The sequence below is a fragment of the Streptomyces sp. NPDC006259 genome, from assembly GCF_042870975.1.
GTDB lineage: Bacteria > Actinomycetota > Actinomycetes > Streptomycetales > Streptomycetaceae > Streptomyces.
Genome location: NZ_JBIAHY010000010.1, coordinates 40,986 through 58,708 on the forward strand (window position 1 = coordinate 40,986; position 17,723 = coordinate 58,708).

Annotated in this window: 11 protein-coding genes; 2 read left to right on the top strand and 9 right to left on the bottom strand. The window is 69.3% G+C overall.

Annotated features, from left to right (window positions below):
* Positions 1–231: 231 nt before the first annotated feature.
* On the top strand, positions 232–606 hold the full coding sequence (locus tag ACFYO5_RS33295; protein ID WP_356562334.1) for an NTP pyrophosphohydrolase: 375 nt from the start codon (positions 232–234) through the stop codon (positions 604–606).
* Between the two features lie 105 nt (positions 607–711).
* Here the strand turns inward: ACFYO5_RS33295 and ACFYO5_RS33300 are convergent, their stop codons facing one another.
* From ACFYO5_RS33300 to ngcE, 9 genes are all read right to left on the bottom strand, one after another.
* Positions 712–2,235 carry an amino acid permease gene (locus ACFYO5_RS33300; protein ID WP_388716060.1) on the bottom strand — a complete coding sequence of 508 codons (1,524 nt, stop codon included), beginning with the start codon at positions 2,233–2,235 and terminating at the stop codon, positions 712–714.
* A 170-nt stretch (positions 2,236–2,405) separates the two neighbouring features.
* Positions 2,406–4,325, bottom strand: coding sequence for a 1-deoxy-D-xylulose-5-phosphate synthase (dxs, locus tag ACFYO5_RS33305; protein ID WP_356562330.1), 1,920 nt, complete (start codon positions 4,323–4,325; stop codon positions 2,406–2,408).
* Positions 4,326–4,599: 274 nt separating this feature from the next.
* The gene (locus ACFYO5_RS33310) at positions 4,600–5,946 is read right to left on the bottom strand and encodes a sugar ABC transporter permease (RefSeq protein ID WP_388716063.1); all 1,347 of its coding nucleotides are present in this window, start codon (positions 5,944–5,946) and stop codon (positions 4,600–4,602) included.
* Positions 5,943–6,734: an ATP-binding cassette domain-containing protein gene (locus ACFYO5_RS33315; RefSeq protein ID WP_356562326.1), complete on the bottom strand. Its 792-nt coding sequence runs from the start codon at positions 6,732–6,734 to the stop codon at positions 5,943–5,945. Before ACFYO5_RS33315 ends, ACFYO5_RS33310 begins: the two co-directional genes overlap by 4 nt.
* Before the next feature lie 276 nt (positions 6,735–7,010).
* A complete protein-coding gene (locus ACFYO5_RS33320; protein WP_388716066.1) occupies positions 7,011–8,102 on the bottom strand; it encodes a sugar ABC transporter substrate-binding protein in 1,092 nt (363 codons plus the stop codon).
* Positions 8,103–8,224: 122 nt separating this feature from the next.
* On the bottom strand, positions 8,225–9,424 hold the full coding sequence (locus tag ACFYO5_RS33325) for an ROK family transcriptional regulator (RefSeq protein ID WP_356562324.1): 1,200 nt from the start codon (positions 9,422–9,424) through the stop codon (positions 8,225–8,227).
* A gap of 214 nt (positions 9,425–9,638) precedes the next feature.
* Complete coding sequence (locus ACFYO5_RS33330) at positions 9,639–10,556, bottom strand: carbohydrate ABC transporter permease (protein WP_388716069.1); 918 nt, start codon at positions 10,554–10,556, stop codon at positions 9,639–9,641.
* Positions 10,557–10,558: 2 nt separating this feature from the next.
* On the bottom strand, positions 10,559–11,485 hold the full coding sequence (locus ACFYO5_RS33335; RefSeq protein ID WP_356562320.1) for a sugar ABC transporter permease: 927 nt from the start codon (positions 11,483–11,485) through the stop codon (positions 10,559–10,561).
* 28 nt (positions 11,486–11,513) lie between these two features.
* Positions 11,514–12,980 carry an N-acetylglucosamine/diacetylchitobiose ABC transporter substrate-binding protein gene (ngcE, locus tag ACFYO5_RS33340; protein ID WP_388716072.1) on the bottom strand — a complete coding sequence of 489 codons (1,467 nt, stop codon included), beginning with the start codon at positions 12,978–12,980 and terminating at the stop codon, positions 11,514–11,516.
* 614 nt (positions 12,981–13,594) lie between these two features.
* Between ngcE and ACFYO5_RS33345 the strand changes: the two genes are divergently transcribed.
* The gene (locus tag ACFYO5_RS33345) at positions 13,595–17,335 is read left to right on the top strand and encodes a GH92 family glycosyl hydrolase (RefSeq protein ID WP_388716470.1); all 3,741 of its coding nucleotides are present in this window, start codon (positions 13,595–13,597) and stop codon (positions 17,333–17,335) included.
* Positions 17,336–17,723: the final 388 nt, after the last annotated feature.

A 17,723-nucleotide genomic window follows, 5' to 3' on the forward strand; every position in this document is an offset into this window, starting at 1 on the left:
GGGCCGAAGCCGTCATCGCAGGCCGTCGTCGCGCGGCCGTGTCCGAAGCCGTCATCGAAGGGCCGTCGACCGGGGGCCGTCGCCCAAGCCGTCATCGCGGGCCGTCGTCGCGGGCCGTCACCCGTGGCCGTCGCGCGGGACCGGGTCCGACCCCGTCGTCGCAAGCCGTCGTCGCGGGGCCGTCGCGCGAGGCCGCCCTCCGGGGCGTTCGTCCGTGGCACCCTGGGCGCCATGGACGACGACAACGGCCCGCTCCTCCTGATCGTCGACGCCGCGAACGTCGTGGGGTCGGTGCCCGACGGGTGGTGGCGCGACCGGCGGGGCGCCGCGGAGCGGCTGCGGGACCGGCTGGCCGCCGACGGGCTGCCGGGGCACTCCGGGCCCGTGGAGGTGGTCCTCGTCGTCGAGGGCGCCGCACGCGGTGTGGAACCGGTCTCCGGCGTGCGGGTGGAGTCGGCGCCCGGCAGCGGCGACGACCACATCGTCGACCTGGTGGCCCGGTTCGGCGACCGCCCCCGCCTGGTCGTCACCGCCGACCGCGAGCTGCGCCGACGGGTGACCGCGCTGGGCGCCGAGGTGACGGGGCCCCGCACGATCCGGGCGTGAGCGGCCGCGCCCCGCGCACCCCTCGGACGGTCGTACGCGGCCGAACCGAGCCCGGCCCCGCGGTCACCGCCGGGGCGGGACACACGGGGCCGTGTGACGGGGTGTTCAGCGGCCTTCGCCGGGGTCGGGCTTGATCACCCGGCCGACGGGCGTCCCCTCGCCGCGTCCCAGACGGCTGTGGGAACGGCCGTACAGGAAGTAGACGACGAAACCGATCACCATCCAGATCGCGAAGCGCAGCCAGGTCTCGGCGGGCAGGTTGAGCATCAGCCACAGCGAGGCCAGCACCGACAGGATCGGCAGGATCGGCACCCACGGCGTGCGGAAGGCGCGGGGCAGGTCGGGGCGGGTGCGGCGCAGGATGATCACGCCGATCGCGACGACCACGAAGGCGAAGAGCGTGCCGATGTTCACCAGTTCGGCGAGTTCGCTCAGGGGCGTGAAGCCGGCCAGGATCGCGATGAGCACGCCGAGCAGGATGGTCGGCCGGTGCGGGGTCTTGAACCGCGGGTGGACCTGGGAGAAGAAGCGCGGCAGCAGTCCGTCGCGGCTCATCGCGAAGAAGACGCGGGTCTGCCCGAGCAGCAGGATCATGCAGACCGTGGTGAGGCCGACGGCGGCGCCGAAGCTGATGAAACCCGCGTACCAGGGGTGTCCGGTGGCCTTGAAGGCGTCGGCGAGGGGCGCGGTGACGGACAGCTTGGTGTAGTGCTGCATGCCGGTGACGACGATCGACACCGCCACGTAGAGGGCGGTGCAGATGATGAGGGAGCCGATGATGCCGCGGGGCATGTCGCGCTGCGGGTTCCTGGTCTCCTCGGCGGCCGTGGCGACGACGTCGAAGCCGATGAACGCGAAGAAGACCACGGACGCGGCGGTGAAGATGCCCATCACGCCGAAGTTGGACGGCGCCCAGCCGAACATCAGCTGGATCAGCGGGGACTGGAGGCTGTCACCCGCCGGCACCGCCTGCGCCTTGGGGACGAACGGGTCGTAGTTGTCGCCCTTGATGAGGAAGGCGCCCGCGATGATCACGACGAGGACGACGGTCACCTTGACGGCGACGACGATCGAGGTGACGCGCGCGGAGAGCTTGGTGCCCAGGACGAGGATGCCGGTGAGGACCAGGACGAGCGCGGCGGCGAGGATGTCGAAACCGAAGCCGTCGGCCCCGTCGCGGACGCCGAGGGCCTCCGGCAGATGCCAGCCCGCGTTGTCCAGCAGCGAGGCGATGTAACCGGACCAGCCGACCGCGACCACCGCCGTGCCCAGCGCGAACTCCAGGACCAGGTCCCAGCCGATGGTCCAGGCGGGCAGTTCCCCGAGGGAGGCGTAGGAGAAGGTGTACGCGGAGCCGGCCACCGGGACGGTGGAGGCGAACTCGGCGTAGCAGAGCGCGGCGAGGGCGCAGACGACGCCGGCCGCCACGAAGGCCAGGGCGACGGCGGGGCCGGCGTTGTTCTTGGCGACCGTGCCGGTCAGGACGAAGATGCCGGTGCCGATGATGACGCCCACGCCGAAGACCGTCAGATCGAGCGCGGACAACGATTTCTTGAGCGCGTGCTCCGGTTCCTCGGTGTCGAGGATGGACTGCTCGACCTTCTTCGTCCGGAAGAGGCTGCTGCTCACGGGTTTACCTCCCACGCTGTGTCGTCCCCGACATGATCGAGAGGGGGCCTATTGCGTATGCCCCGGCGCGGGCTCATTCACGCAAATGGGCCGGTTTCACCACTCAATCAGCGGTGAAACCGGCCCGTCGGGCGGGTCGGCACGGGTCCCGTCGGTCCCGTTCGGTCCGGTCAGTCGCGTGCGGGCTCGACCTCGGCGGCCGTGCTGTCGTACCGCCCGTCGAGCCTGGAGACCAGGCCGGTGACCTGGCGGGCGATGTCGGGGGCGGTCAGTCCGATCTCGGCCATGACCTCGGCGCGGGTGGCGTGGTCGAGGAAGCGGGGCGGGATGCCGAAGTCGCGCAGGGGTACGTCGACGCCGGCGTCGCGCAGCGCCTGGGCGATCGTGGAGCCCACGCCGCCGACGCGCGAGTTGTCCTCCACGGTGACGACGACGCGGTGCCGCTCCGCGAGCGGGGCCATGGCCTCGTCGACGGGCTTGACCCAGCGCGGGTCGACGACGGTGGTGGAGATGCCCTGCCGGTCGAGGAGGGCGGCGATCTCCAGGCACATGGGGGCGAGGGCGCCCACGGAGACGAGCAGCACGTCGGGCCGGTCGGTGCCCGGCTCCCGCAGCACGTCCATGCCGCCGACGCGTCCCACGGCGGGTACGGCGGGTCCGACGGCGCCCTTGGAGAAGCGCACCACGGTCGGCGCGTCGTCGACCTGGACGGCCTCCCGCAGCTGGGCGCGCACCTGGTCGGCGTCGCGCGGGGCGGCCAGCCGGAGGCCCGGCACGACCTGGAGGATCGACATGTCCCACATGCCGTTGTGGGAGGCGCCGTCGGTGCCGGTGACACCGGCCCGGTCCAGCACGAAGGTGACCCCGCACCGGTGCAGGGCGACGTCCATGAGGACCTGGTCGAAGGCGCGGTTGAGGAAGGTGGCGTAGACCGCGAAGACGGGATGCACGCCCGCGTGGGCGAGGCCCGCCGCGGAGACGGCGCCGTGCTGCTCGGCGATGCCGACGTCGTAGACGCGTTCGGGGAAGGCCTTGGCGAACTTGTCCAGGCCGACCGGCTGGAGCATGGCCGCGGTGATGGCGACGATGTCCTCGCGCTCGGAGCCGAGTTCGACCATCTCCTCGCCGAAGACGGAGGTCCAGTCGGCCCCGCTGCTGGCGATCGGCAGCCCCGTGTCGGGGTGGATCTTGCCGACGGCGTGGAAACGGTCGGCCTCGTCCTGGAGGGCGGGCTGGTAGCCGCGGCCCTTCTCGGTGAGGCAGTGCACGATGACGGGGCCGCCGAAGCGCTTGGCCCGGGCCAGCGCCGACTCCAGGGCCTCGATGTCGTGGCCGTCGATCGGGCCGACGTACTTCAGGCCGAGGTCCTCGAACATGCCCTGGGGCGCGATGAAGTCCTTGAGGCCCTTCTTGGCGCCGTGCAACGTGTCGAAGAGGGGCTTTCCGACGACCGGGGTGCGGTCGAGGATGTCCTTGGTCCGGGCGAGGAAACGCTCGTACCCGTCGGTCGTGCGCAGGGTCGCCAGGTGGTTGGCGAGGCCGCCGATGGTCGGCGCGTAGGACCGCTCGTTGTCGTTGACGACGATGACGAGCGGACGGTCCTTGGCCTCGGCGATGTTGTTCAGCGCCTCCCAGGCCATACCGCCGGTCAGGGCGCCGTCACCGATGACGGCCACGACACGGCTGTCCCGCTCCAGGATCTCGTTGGCCTTGGCGATGCCGTCGGCCCAGCCGAGCACCGTGGAGGCGTGGCTGTTCTCGATGACGTCGTGCTCGGACTCGGCCTGCGAGGGGTAGCCGGACAGGCCGCCCTTCATCTTCAGCCGCGAGAAGTCCTGCCGGCCGGTGAGCAGTTTGTGCACGTAGGACTGGTGGCCGGTGTCCCAGAGCACCTTGTCCTTCGGCGACTCGAAGACCCGGTGCAGGGCGATGGTGAGCTCGACCACGCCCAGGTTGGGGCCGAGGTGGCCGCCGGTCTTGGACACGGCGTCGACGAGGAAGGTCCGGATCTCCCCTGCCAGCTGGTCCAGCTCCTCCAGGCTGAGCCGGTCCAGATCGCGCGGTCCCCTGATGCGGGTCAGCAGCGGCACCCGTGCCTCCTTGCTGTAGAGCTGATCGAGCTGTTGCCGGGCTCGTCGAGTCTAATGTTCCGGTCCGGCGGCCGGCGCCCGCCCCGTGCGTCGTACGTCACGGATCGGCCGTACCCACCATGCGGGCTTCTTATGACATGACCGTGCGATCGGCGCGGCTGTGCGAAACGGCTGTACGAGAGGGCTGTACGACATGACCGTGCCCGGCACTGTCGCAGTGCCGGGCACGGTCGGGTGCTGCGGCGGGCGCGCCGTACGACGCGTCCGTGAACCGTCAGCCGCGGCCGGCGGCCTTCTGGCTCTTGCGGGAGATGGAGTCGATGACGACCGCGCCGAGCAGAACACCGCCGGTGATCATGTACTGGATCGAGGTGTTCATGTTCAGCAGGTCGAGACCGGTCTGGATGGACTGGATGACCAGCATGCCCAGGAGGGCCGACCACACGGTGCCACGGCCGCCGAAGAGGCTCGTGCCGCCGATGACGGCCGCGGCGATCGCCAGCATCAGCGTGTTGCCGCCACCGGCGTTCAGGGTGGCGCTCGCGGTCTGGCCGGCGAAGAACATACCGCCGACCGCGGCGAAGCCACCGGCGATGGCGAACACCGTGATGCGGATCATCGGCACGTTGATACCGGCGCGGCGGGCCGCCTCGATGCCGCCGCCGACCGCGAAGACCTGACGGCCGAAGGTCGTACGGCGCAGGACGAAGTCGACGATGACCAGCGCGGCCAGGAAGATGACGAGTGCGTTGGAGACGCCGGCCGCGTTGTTCAGGACGGCCGCGGCGGTGAAGGACGCGACGGCGAGGGCGCCGACGCGCAGCAGGATCTCGCTGGTGGGCCGGTACGGGACGCCCGCGATCCGGCGGCGGCGCTGCTCACCGAAGGAGCCGATGAGCATGGAGCCGACACCGAGGCCCGCCAGGACGTAGGCACCGATGATGGCCTGGTCCATGAAGAAGGAGTTCTGGCCGAGCAGGTGGACCGGACCCGAGTCGGACGGGATGTTGATGGTGCCGCTGGAACCCAGCAGCCACAGCATCAGGCCGTTCCAGCCGAGGAAGCCGGCCAGGGTCACCACGAAGGCCGGTACGCCGATCTTGGCGAAGAACCAGCCGTGCAGGGCGCCGATGGCGACGCCGGTGATGATCGTCAGCAGCAGCGACAGCCACGGGTTCATGGTGTGGTCCACCACGAACACCGCGAACAGGGTGGACGCCAGGCCGCTGACGGAACCGACGGACAGGTCGATCTCACCGAGCAGCAGCACGAACACCAGGCCGATGGCGAGCATGCCGGTGGCCGAGAGGAAGAAGCTGATGTTCGAGAGGTTCTCGGCGCTCAGGAAGCGGTCGTTCTTGAACTGGAAGATCGTCCAGATGACGATCAGGCCGATGACCACCGGCAGCGAGCCCAGCTCGCCGCCCTTGACCTTGCGCTTGAACTCGGTGACGTAGCCCTTGAGGCCCTCCTCGCGGACCAGCAGGCGCGGGTCGACGACGGAGACCGGGGCGGCCGTGGGGTCGTCGGCCGGGGCGACGGTGCTCTGCTCCTCCACCACGCCCCCGGTCTTCTCGGCCTTGGTGGTGTCGCTCTTCACGGTCTTGGACGTGTCGCTCACTTTGCCGCCTCCGCGGTGCGACGCCCCGCACGACGGGTCACGGCGTTGTCCGTGGCACCCGTGATGGCGGCGATGATCTCTTCGTGGCTGGTGTCCTTCACGGGGAAGGAGCCGTTGTTCTTGCCCAGGCGCAGGACGGCGACGGTGTCCGCGACCGCCTTGACGTCGGCCATGTTGTGGCTGATGAGGATGACGCCGAGGTCCCGCTCGCGCAGCCGCTCGACCAGGTCGAGGACCTGCGCGGTCTGCTCGACACCGAGGGCGGCGGTGGGCTCGTCGAGGATGACGACCTTCGGGTCGCCGATCAGCGCGCGGGCGATGGCGACGACCTGGCGCTGACCGCCCGAGAGGCTCGCGATCGGGATGCGCACGCTCGGGATGCGGATGGAGAGCGTGGAGAGCAGTTCGCGGGCGTTCTTCTCCATCGTCACCTCGTCGATGACGCCGCGGCGCAGCAGTTCGCGGCCGAGGTAGAGGTTGCCGACGACGTCGAGGTTGTCGCAGAGGGCGAGGTCCTGGTAGACCGTCGCGACACCGAGGCCCTGCGCGTCGTGGGGCCTGTTGATGCTGACCGGCTTGCCCTCCCATTCGATGACGCCCTCATCGATGGGGTGGACACCCGCGATCGTCTTGACCAGGGTGGACTTTCCTGCGCCGTTGTCGCCCACCAGGGCGACCACTTCTCCGGCGTGAACCTCCAGCTCGACGTCGGTGAGTGCCTGCACCGCACCGAATCGCTTGGAGACTCCGCGCAACGCCAGCACGGGCGTAGCGGACACGTGAACCATCTCCTTCGCCGCCTGACCGGCGGGGATGCCGCGCCGTGGGACAGGCGCGGAAGGGTGTGCGCGACGCCCACGGGTACGGGGCGTCGACGCACGAGGTTTACAGGATGAACATGCGCGAGTCCGTCGCGGTTGGCAACGGTTCCATCCGACGCCCGCCCCGGCAGCGGGGTGTGAAGGTGGGGCGGGCGTCGGAGGGGTCTCACGAGGCCGCTGTGCGGCCGGTGGCCCGGGTCCCGTGCCGGGACCCGAGCCGGATGCGCGCGGGGCGCTGTACGGCTACTGGAGGCCGGCGGCCTTGCAGGCGGCGGCGTACTCGGCGGTGCAGATCTCCTGGACCGTGTACAGCTTGTCCGCGATCACGGTGTCCTTGATGTTGGCCTTGGTGACCGACACCGGGGTCAGCAGCTGGGAGGGCACCTTGTCGCCCGAGCCGCTGGTCAGCGTCTGGGTGGCCAGGGACTTGATGTCCTTGCCCTCGAGCAGGTTGACCGCGAGCTGGGCGGCGGCGTCCGCCTCCGGCTTGAAGGCCTTGTAGACGGTGGAGGACTGGGTGCCGGCGACGATGCGCTGGATGCCCGCCAGTTCCGCGTCCTGGCCGGTCAGCGGGATGCCGCTGATCTTCGCGCCCTTGAGGGTGTTGGCGATGCCACCGGCCATGCCGTCGTTGGCGGCGTAGACGCCCACGATGTTCTTCGCGCCCAGCTGGGTGATCGCGGCGGACATCTTCTGCGCGGCGACGGTGTCCTTCCACAGGCCGGACTGCTCGTAGGCGATCTTGACCTTGCCGTCGAGGGCCTTGTGGGCGCCTTCCTTGAACTGGCCGGCGTTCGGGTCGGCGTCGTCACCGTTGATCATGACGACGTTCGCCGACGGGGTGGCCTTCGAGCCGAGCGCGGCGAGGAGGGCCTGGCCCTGCAGCTCGCCGACCTTGACGTTGTCGAAGGAGACATACGCCGAGACGGGGCCCTGTGCGAGGCGGTCGTAGGCGACGACCTTGACGCCCTTGTCCACGGCGGACTGGATGGAGGACTTGATGGCGGCCGAGTCCTGCGCGGAGACGACGATCACCTTGACGCCCTTGGTGACCATGCTGCTCATCTGCTGAGCCTGCTTGGCCGGGTCGGCGGCGGCGTTCGCGTACTGCACGTCGCAGTCGGAACACAGCTCCTTGACCTTGGCCTCGAAGAGCGGCTTGTCGAACTTCTCGTAGCGCGCCGTGACGCTGTCGGGGAGCAGCAGGCCGATGGACTTGCTGTCGGAGCTGCTGCTGTCGGAGTCGTCGTCGCCCGCCTTGCCGCAAGCGGCAATGGACAGGGCCATGGAAACAGCGGTGGCGCCGATCACGACTCTACGCATCGTTGCGTTCATTGGGGTGTGCCTCCCTGACAGGGCCGCAACGCTGCGGCCGAGGTGGCTGGAAGTCAACTCGGCCACACGTGCGACGTCAAGAAGTAAATACTTAACGAGATGGCAACGGCGTCATTCGTTCTCTAAGTGAAGGCAGGCGCGGCGGCCGACAAAGTGCCGTCCAAAAGGGTCGAATCGCCCATCTCGCTGAGTGCGAGGGCGAGCGCTCCGAGCACCTCGGCGCGGCCGCCAAGTGCCCCCGGAAGAACGGTGAGTTGCCGCGCCGCACTGGGGATCGCGTAGCGGCCGACGGACTCCCTGATCGGCCCGAGCACCAGCTCGCCGGCCTCGGCGAGATCACCGCCCAGGACCACCCGGCTCGGGTTCAACAGGTTGCAGAGATTGGCGACTCCACTGCCGATATGTCGGCCGACGTCGGCGATCACCCGACGGCAGCCCGGGTCTCCGTCCCTCGCCAGCCGCACGACTCCCTCCATGGTCAGATCCGTGCCGTGGCTGGACTGGAGGAGCGGCAGCACATAGCGGGCGGCCGTGAAGGTCTCCAGGCAGCCCCGGTTTCCGCAACGGCAGACGGGGCCGGACTCATCGAGTGTAATATGTCCGATTTCTCCCGCAGTACCGCCGGGCCCCCGGTAGATCTTCCCGTCGATCACCAGACCGGCGCCGACACCGCTCGCGACCTTGATGTAAGCAAGATCACGAACGCCTCGGCCGCTGCCCCAGACCATCTCGCCGAGGGCGCCGAGGTTGGCGTCGTTGTCCACGTGCACGGCCACGCCGAGCCGCCCCCGCAGCTCCTCGGCGGGCCTGGTGCCGATCCACCCGGGCAGGATCGCGGAGGAGCCGAGCGTGCCGGACTCCACGTCGATCGGACCGGGGACGCCCAGCCCCACTCCGGCGATCTTCGAACGGTCCACCCCGGTGGCCTCGATCAGGCGGCTGACCAGCTGTTCCGCCCGGTCGAAGCCCTGTGTCGAGGAGGCGTCCACATCCAGCGGCTCGGACTCCTCGGCCAACACCTGATGGGCGAGGTTGCCTACGGCGACCCGTAGGTGCGTATGGCCGAAGTCCACCCCGATGACGATGCCGGCGTCCCCGCTCAGGCTGACGCTGCGGGCCCTGCGGCCGCCCGCCGAGGTGGGCGTGACCTCGACGGTCCCGCCGTCCTTCAGCTCACGCACGATGTTGGACACGGTCGCCGCGGACAACCCCGTCGACCGGGCGATCTCCGCCTGCGTGAGGGATCCGGCCAGACGCACGGCGCGTACGACCCGCTCCAGGTTGGCTCGGTGCAGCGACGACTGCGACCCCGGAGTCTCCACGACGACCTCCTGCGCGCGGGACCGCTTCGATGAGGCCCCGTCTATGTCCAACTAGTGAACTCTAAGCTGAGCTGTTCGGGTCGCCTCCCGTCAAGAGGTTGAACACTAATCGCGTTCGTGCACACACCGAACGGTGCCGTCCCCGGTGTCGGGAACGGCACGCGTCCAGGTGGCTGCGGAGCGCTACCGGGGCGTCCAAGTGATCAAGTGAGCGTTACTTGAGGGCCCCCGCCGTCAGCCCTTGCACGACCTGTCGCTGGAAGACGACGTAGGCGGCGAGCACCGGCAGCATCGCCATCACCAGCCCCGCGAACAGGCCCGACCAGTCACCCTTGTAGCCCTGGCTGACGGCCAACTGGACCAGTCCCTGGGTGAGGACGCGCTTGTCGGGGTCGGTGTTGAGAACCGTGGGGAGCATGTACTGGTTCCACTGGCCCAGGAAGTTGAAGATCCCCACACTGATCAGGCCGGGCTTGGCCATCGGCAGCATGATCTGGAAGAACGTGCGGCTGTGCGAGGCGCCGTCGACGAACGCCGCCTCCGCCACCGAGGAGGGCAGCGTGCGGAAGAACGCCGTCAGGAAGAACACCGTGAACGGCAGCGAGTAGGCGATGTACACCAGGATCAGGCCGTGGATGGTGTTCAACAGGCCCATGTTGTTCACCACATAGAACAGCGGCACCAGGGCGAGCATGATCGGGAAACTCATACCGCCGACGAACAGGTAGTACACGAAGCGGTTCCCGGGGAAGTCGAACCGGGCCAGCACGTACGCCGCCATCGAGCCGAGCACCAACGTGCCGATGAGCGAACCCCCCACCACCAGCACGGTGTTGAGGAAGTAGTCGCTCATGTTGGCCTCGGTCCAGGCCCGCGACCAGTTGTCGACGTGCAGCCTGTCGGGCAGCGACCAGGGCGATCCGAAGATGGAGCCGTCGTCCTTGAAGGAGGTCATCACCGCCCACAGCAGCGGCAGGACGACCATCACCGCCCAGAGGACGAGGATGCCGTGCGAGAAGGCGTTGAGGACCTGCCCCTCCTTCTTCCGCCGGGGCGGCGCGTCGGCGGCCGGCGCGGCCGCCTTGGTGACCGGAACGGGCGCCGGGGGCTCGGCGGTCTTCTCGATGCTCATGATCAGTACTCCAGCCGCTCGCGCCGGCCCAGCCGCATCACCAGCGCGGCGAAGGCCAGCGTCACGACGAGCAGGGCGACTCCGATGGTGGTGGCGTAGGCGGCCTGACCGTCGCGGAACGCCTTCTGGTACACGTAGAGGACCATGACGGTGGTCGAGTAGTCGGGACCGCCCGGCCCGGTCGTCATGATCTGGACCACCGCGAACGACTCGGCGCCGAGCGCGAGGATGCCGAGGTAGACCCAGCCGGACTGCACGGTGTCCCACAGCAGCGGCAGGGTGATGCGGAAGAACATGGTGGCCCGGCCGGCGCCGTCGAGCAGCGCCGCCTCGTACAGGTCCACCGGGATCGACGCCATGCCGGCGGAGAACAGCACCACGAAGAAGCCGACCGTGGACCAGACGAGCACCGCCATCACGCACCACAGCGCGAGGTCGGGATCGCCCAGCCACAGCGGTTGCACGCCGTCCACGCCGATCCCCCGCAGGAACGCGTTCACGGCGCCGCTGTCGGGGTTGTACGCGAAGGCGAACAACAGGGCCACGATGGCGATCGAGAGCACCTGCGGGAAGAAATACACGATCTTGTAGAAGGACGACCCCCGTACGCCGGAAATGACCGGGCCGCCCCTCCTCCGCCGTCCACCCACATTGATCATGAAGGCGAGGAACAGGGCCAGACCGATCGTCACCAGCGGCAGCACGGCCGCGAACGTCAAGCTGTGCCGCAAGGACTTCCAGAAGATCTCGTCGTCCAGCATCCTCCGGTAATTGTCCAGGCCGACCATCGTGAATTCGGGGCTCAGACCGGTCCAGTCCGTGAACGAGTAGTAGATGGACTGGATGAACGGCCACACCACGAAGAGCGCGTACAGTCCCAGGGGCGGCGCCAGGAACCCCACGATGAACCGGTACTTGCCGTGCTGCATCGCCACTCCGGTGTCGTGATAATGCCGGTTACTGGTGCTTGTAGTGCTTGACGGAGGAATCCTTGGCCGTTTCGTCGGCGTAATCCTGGATCTTCTTGATCGCCTCCGCCGGGGTGATGCGGCCGGCCATCATCTCGCCGAGACCGGACACCCCGATCTTCTCCTTCTGCAACTGCACGTACCAGTCCTGGAGTCGCGGATTCACCACGTTCTGACCGGCCTTGTCCAGGGCTGCGACACCCGACTTGAGGCCGGGCGTGAGCGTGATGCCGTCGGTGCCGCCGTTGTACGCGGTCAGCGACTTGACCTTGGAGGTGAAGTTCTTCGAGGACGCCTCGCTGAGCATGATGCGCAGTTGCTCCATGCCGCCGGCCGGGTTCTTCGCCTTGGCCGGGACGACGAACGGCTCACCGCCGGACGCCCAGATGGTGCCGAACGGCAGCTTGTCGGAGCTGTCGATGCCGGTGGGCGCGGAGACGGCGAGGTCGAAGTCGGCGGGGATGACGTTGGCCGACTCGTTCTCCACCCAGGAGCCGTTGGGAAGGAACAGGGCCTTGCCCTTGGCCCACGCGGTCTGTGACTGGATGTGGTCCAGGCCGGGGGTGCCGCGCAGGATGTACCCCTTCTTGTACAGCTCGTAGTAGGCCTCGAAACAGGCCTTGACCGCCGGGTGCCTCCAGGCGTTCGGCTCGAGGTTGTCGATGGCGTCGAGGACTTCGCGGCCGCCGACCTTGCCGATCATCGGATACAGGGCGAACGGGACGTAGTACGGGTACTTGCCCGCGTACGTCCAGCCCGCCATCCCCTTCTTCTTGGCCTTCTCGCAGACCGCGAGCATCTCGTCCCAGGTCTCGGGGTAGGTCGCGTCCAGCGAGTCCAGGGCCTTCCGCGAGTACCAGACGCCGTACACGGTGTAGGCGTAGTACATGATCCAGACCGGGTCGCCGTCGAACTGGCCCATCTCGACGATGCCGGGGCGCAGCGTGTCACGGACCTTCTTGGCCGGGTCGTCGTAGGACGGGGCGTCCAGCAGCGAGGTGAGGTCGGCCAGCTGGTCCTTGCCGACCAGGACGCCCATGTCCATCTGTTCGGCGCCGGAGTTGTCGATGAGGTCCGGCGGGGTGCCCTGGTTGAAGCGGGGCTGCAAGGTGGACTGGATCTTCTGGGTCGCCGAGAACTTCACCTCGGCCTTCGGGAAGTGCTGCTCGTAGATCTTCACGGCGTCCTCGGCGTACTCCTTGCCGAAACCGCCGTCGAACAGGACGAATTCCATCCGTGCGGTGTCATTCACGCCGAGCGGGTTCTTCTCGGTCCTCTTGCCGGTTTTCGCCTTGCCCTCGTCGCCGTCACCGCCGCTGCTGGCGCAGGCGGAGAGGAAACCCACCGTGGGGACGGAGATCAGTCCGAGCGCGGCCGACCTCTTGATCAGATCACGGCGGCCGACACGGTTCGCCACGCGATTCTCGGCCGAATCGGACGCAGAAGTGGATCCCATGCTCAAGTCCTCGCCTTCTCCAGGACTCAGGCGGTGAACGGGATCCTTCCCGGCACCGCGGTCAGGTCAAGCAGGGTCGTGCGGATCGGGTGAATCGCCGACAGGTATAGTCCACTTCCCGTCACCGGACAAGATCGAATGCAAGGTTGGCCATGGGTCTTTTCCGAGTTGAGACCTGGCGGAAATATGAGCACACCGCGATCGACTCACCGGAAAATCGCCGGACATGGGCCCCCGAGGGAAGGGGGCGGGCCCACCACGGGCCCACCACGGGCTCCGCGACGGACCCCACCACGGCCCCGCAACGGACGCCTCGTGGTGCTGCGGAGTCGGCCTGGCGGGACCTGCGGAGCCGACCTCGCGGGACCGGTGGAACCGACCTCGCGGGACCGCCGGAACCAACCTCCCGGGACCTGCGGAACCGACCTCCCGGCACTCGGATGGCGCAGTCAACGTCCTTGACACCACTCGGCACTTGGCCACCTACTGTTCCTGCGCATCGATGAAGACAACGTTGTCCGGCGCAGGGAGGGTGCTCGCGTATGCAGCGCTTCGGGGCTCGGCCGAGGTGGATCGGATGGAGACGGGCGGTCGTGTGCACGGCCGCTCTCGTCATGGCGGCGGGGGCTCCGGGAGCGGCGGTGGCCCTGCCGGACCGGGGGCCGGCGGCCGACCGGGAGTTCGCGTCCTCCTTCGAGACCGGTGAGCGCGCTCCCGACTGGCGGAGCACCGTCGAGTCGGTGCCGGGCGGCGGCGCACGGGCGTCGGGGGTCGACGGCGGCTACGGCGGCGGTCTCCCCGGCGAGGTGACCGACCGGGTGACGGACGTTCGGGCGAGCGCCGAGAACACGGCCGGCGGCGAGGTGAAGGAGAACCTCGTCGACGGCGAGCCGGGCACCAAGTGGCTGGCCTTCGAGGCCTCCGGCTGGGTGGAGTTCGACCTGCCCGAGCCGGTGGCGGTGACCGTGTACGCGCTCACCTCCGCCAACGACGCGGCCGAGCGCGACCCGGCGGACTGGATCCTCGAGGGCTCGGCGGACGGGGCCGACTGGACGACCGTCGACAGCCGTACCGGGGAGGGCTTCGACAAGCGCTTGCAGACGAGGACGTACCCGCTCGGTGCCCCCGCCTCCTACCGGCACTTCCGGCTGGAGGTGACGAAGAACCACGGCTCCGGGATCCTCCAGCTCGCCGATGTGCGGTTCGGCACGGGCGGGAGCGGTGATCCCGTGCCGCCGGACATGCTGACCGTCGTCGACCGCGGTCCGAGCGGCTCGCCCACCGCCAAGGCGCGCGCCGGTTTCACCGGGCTGCGGGCCCTGCGCTACGCCGGGCGCCACACCGCCGAGGGGCGCGGCTACTCCTACAACAAGGTCTTCGACGTGAACGTGCGGGTCTCCTCGCGCACCCGGCTCGCGTACCAGATCTTCCCGGCGATGGCCGAGGGGGACACGGACTACGCGGCGACGCACGTGTCGGTGGATCTGGCGTTCACCGACGGGACGTATCTGAGCGGGCTGGGGGCGACCGACCAGTACGGCTTCGCCCTGTCGCCGCGCGGACAGGGCGCGGCCAAGTCGCTGTACGTCAACCAGTGGAACGACGTGGTGGCGGGGATCGGTTCGGTCGCGGCCGGGAAGACGGTCGACCGGATCCTCGTCGGGTACGACTCCCCCGGCGGGCCCGCGCGGTTCCGGGGCTGGGTGGACGACATCGCGTTGCGCACGGCAGCGCCCGAGGCCCCGAAGGCGCATGTGTCGGACTACGCGGTGACCACCCGCGGCACCAACTCCAGCGGGAGCTTCTCGCGCGGCAACACCTTCCCGGCGACCGCCGTGCCGCACGGCTTCAACTTCTGGACCCCGGTGACCAACGCGTCCACGCTGGGCTGGCTCTACGACTACGCCCGCGCGAACGACGCCGGCAACCTGCCCACGATCCAGGCGTTCAGCGCGAGCCACGAGCCGAGTCCCTGGATGGGCGACCGTCAGACGTTCCAGGTCATGCCGTCGGCGGCGGCCGGTGTTCCGGACACCGGGCGGACGGCGCGGGCGCTGCCGTTCCGGCACGCGAACGAGACGGCCCGGCCGTACTACTACGGGGTGCGGTTCGAGAACGGCCTGAAGGCGGAGATGACGCCGACCGATCACGCGGCCGCTCTGCGTTTCACCTATCCGGGCGACGACGCCGGCGTCGTCTTCGACAACGTGACCGACCAGGCCGGCCTGACGCTCGACACCGGGAACGGCGTCGTGACGGGCTACTCCGACGTGAAGTCGGGGCTGTCCACGGGCGCCACCCGGCTGTTCGTGTACGGCGAGTTCGACGCGCCGGTGACAGACGGATCGTCGAGCGGGGTGAAGGGCTATCTGCGGTTCGACGCGGGCGCGGACCGCTCGGTGACCCTGCGGCTGGCGACCTCCCTGATCGGCGTCGACCAGGCCCGCGACAACCTGCGCCGGGAGATCCCGGAGGGAACCGCCTTCGAGACGGTCCAGCGGCGTGCCCAGCGGCAGTGGGACGAGCTGCTGGGCACGGTGGAGGTCGAGGGCGCCACCCCGGACCAGCTCACGACGCTGTACTCCAACCTCTATCGGCTGTACCTGTATCCCAACTCGGGCTTCGAGAGGGTCGGTTCGACGGACAGATACGCCTCGCCCTTCTCGCCGATGCCGGGCCCGGACACCCCGACGCACACCGGCGCGAAGATCGTGGACGGCAAGGTCTACGTCAACAACGGCTTCTGGGACACCTATCGGACGACCTGGCCGGCGTACTCGCTGCTGACGCCGACCCGGGCGGCCGAGCTGGCGGACGGGTTCGTGCAGCAGTACAGGGACGGCGGCTGGACCTCGCGCTGGTCGTCTCCGGGGTACGCCGATCTGATGACCGGCACCTCCTCGGACGTCGCCTTCGCGGACGCGTACGTCAAGGGAGTCGGCCTGGACGCGGAGTCGGCGTACGACGCGGCGGTGAAGAACGCGACGGTCGTGCCCCCCTCGTCGGGCGTGGGCCGCAAGGGCATGGCGACCTCGCCCTTCCTCGGCTACACCGCCACGGACACCCATGAGGGCCTGTCCTGGGCCCTGGAGGGTTACCTCAACGACTACGGAATCGCCCGGATGGGCCAGGAACTGTTCCGCAGGACGGGCGAGAAGCGCTACAGGGACGAGTCGGCGTACTTCCTCAACCGCGCACAGGGCTATGTGCACCTGTTCGATTCGACGGCGGGCTTCTTCCAGGGCCGGGACGCCGAGGGCGACTGGCGGGTGAAGTCGTCGGCCTACGACCCTCGCGTGTGGGGTCACGACTACACCGAGACCAACGGCTGGGGGTACGCCTTCACCGCCCCGCAGGACAGCCGGGGCCTGGCCAACCTCTACGGCGGCCGCGCCGGCCTGGCCGACAAGCTCGACACCTACTTCACGACCCCGGAAACCGCCTCCCCCGACTTCGTCGGCTCCTACGGCGGCGTGATCCACGAGATGACGGAGGCGCGGGATGTCCGGATGGGCATGTACGGGCACTCCAACCAGGTGGCCCACCACGCGATCTACATGTACGACGCGGCCGGGCAGCCCTGGAAGGCGCAGGCCAGGGTGCGCGAGGCGCTGGCCCGGCTGTACACCGGCAGCGCGATCGGGCAGGGGTACCACGGTGACGAGGACAACGGCGAGCAGTCGGCCTGGTACCTCTTCTCCGCCCTCGGCTTCTACCCGTTGGTGATGGGCAGCGGCGAGTACGCGGTCGGGTCCCCGCTGTTCAAGAAGGCCACCGTCCACCTGGAGAACGGCGCCGACCTCGTGATCCGGGCGCCGCGGAACAGCGCCCGCAACGTGTACGTGCAGGGCCTCAAGGTGAACGGCCGTCCCTGGACGTCGACTTCACTCCCCCACGCGGTGCTGGCGAAGGGCGCGGTCCTGGACTTCGCCATGGGGCCCAGGCCCTCTGCGTGGGGCAGCGGGAAGGGCGCGGCGCCCGTGTCGATCACCAAGGACGACAGGGCGCCGACTCCGCGTACGGACGTCCTCACGGGCGGCGGCGCCCTCTTCGACGACACGTCGGCGACGGGAACCGACGTGTCGGGGACGGTGGACCTGCCGGTCGACGCCGCCGAGAAGGCCGTCCAGTACACGCTCACCTCCGCCGAGCGGGCCGACGCGCCGACGGCCTGGACGCTTCAGGGCTCGTCCTCCGGCGTGACCTGGACCGACCTGGACCGCCGCACGGGCGAGTCGTTCCGCTGGGACCGGCAGACCCGGGCCTTCTCGGTCCCACGGCCCGGCTCGTACCGGCACTACCGGTTGGCCTTCGACGCACAAGCCGTTGTCACGGAAGTCGAGTTGTTGTCGTGATCGGAGGACGACAGCGACTACCGGGTCGGACGCCGTCGCCGGAGCCGGAGGGACTCGATGCCGCTTCCCGAGCCCGTCCTGCCCGCCGACGTGGATCCGGCCCGGCTGCCGTCGCAGGCGTGGCGGCCGCTGGGGTGAGCGGCCGACGCTGATCCGGGGCACGGGGCCACTCGTGGACACCGTGAACGGTGAGGTGGCGGCCGCGTGCGGGCTGTTCGGTGGCGAGGTGATACGCGGCTCCTCCGCCGGCGAGAGGTGCGACCTCGTGCTGGGGATCGTGACGTAGGGCGACTCGGGGGACGAGGGCGAGGCGGGACGGGACCGGGCGGGGCGAGGCGGACGGGGGAGGTGTGGGCGCCTGCAGCCGATGGGCGGGCAGGGGCGGTGA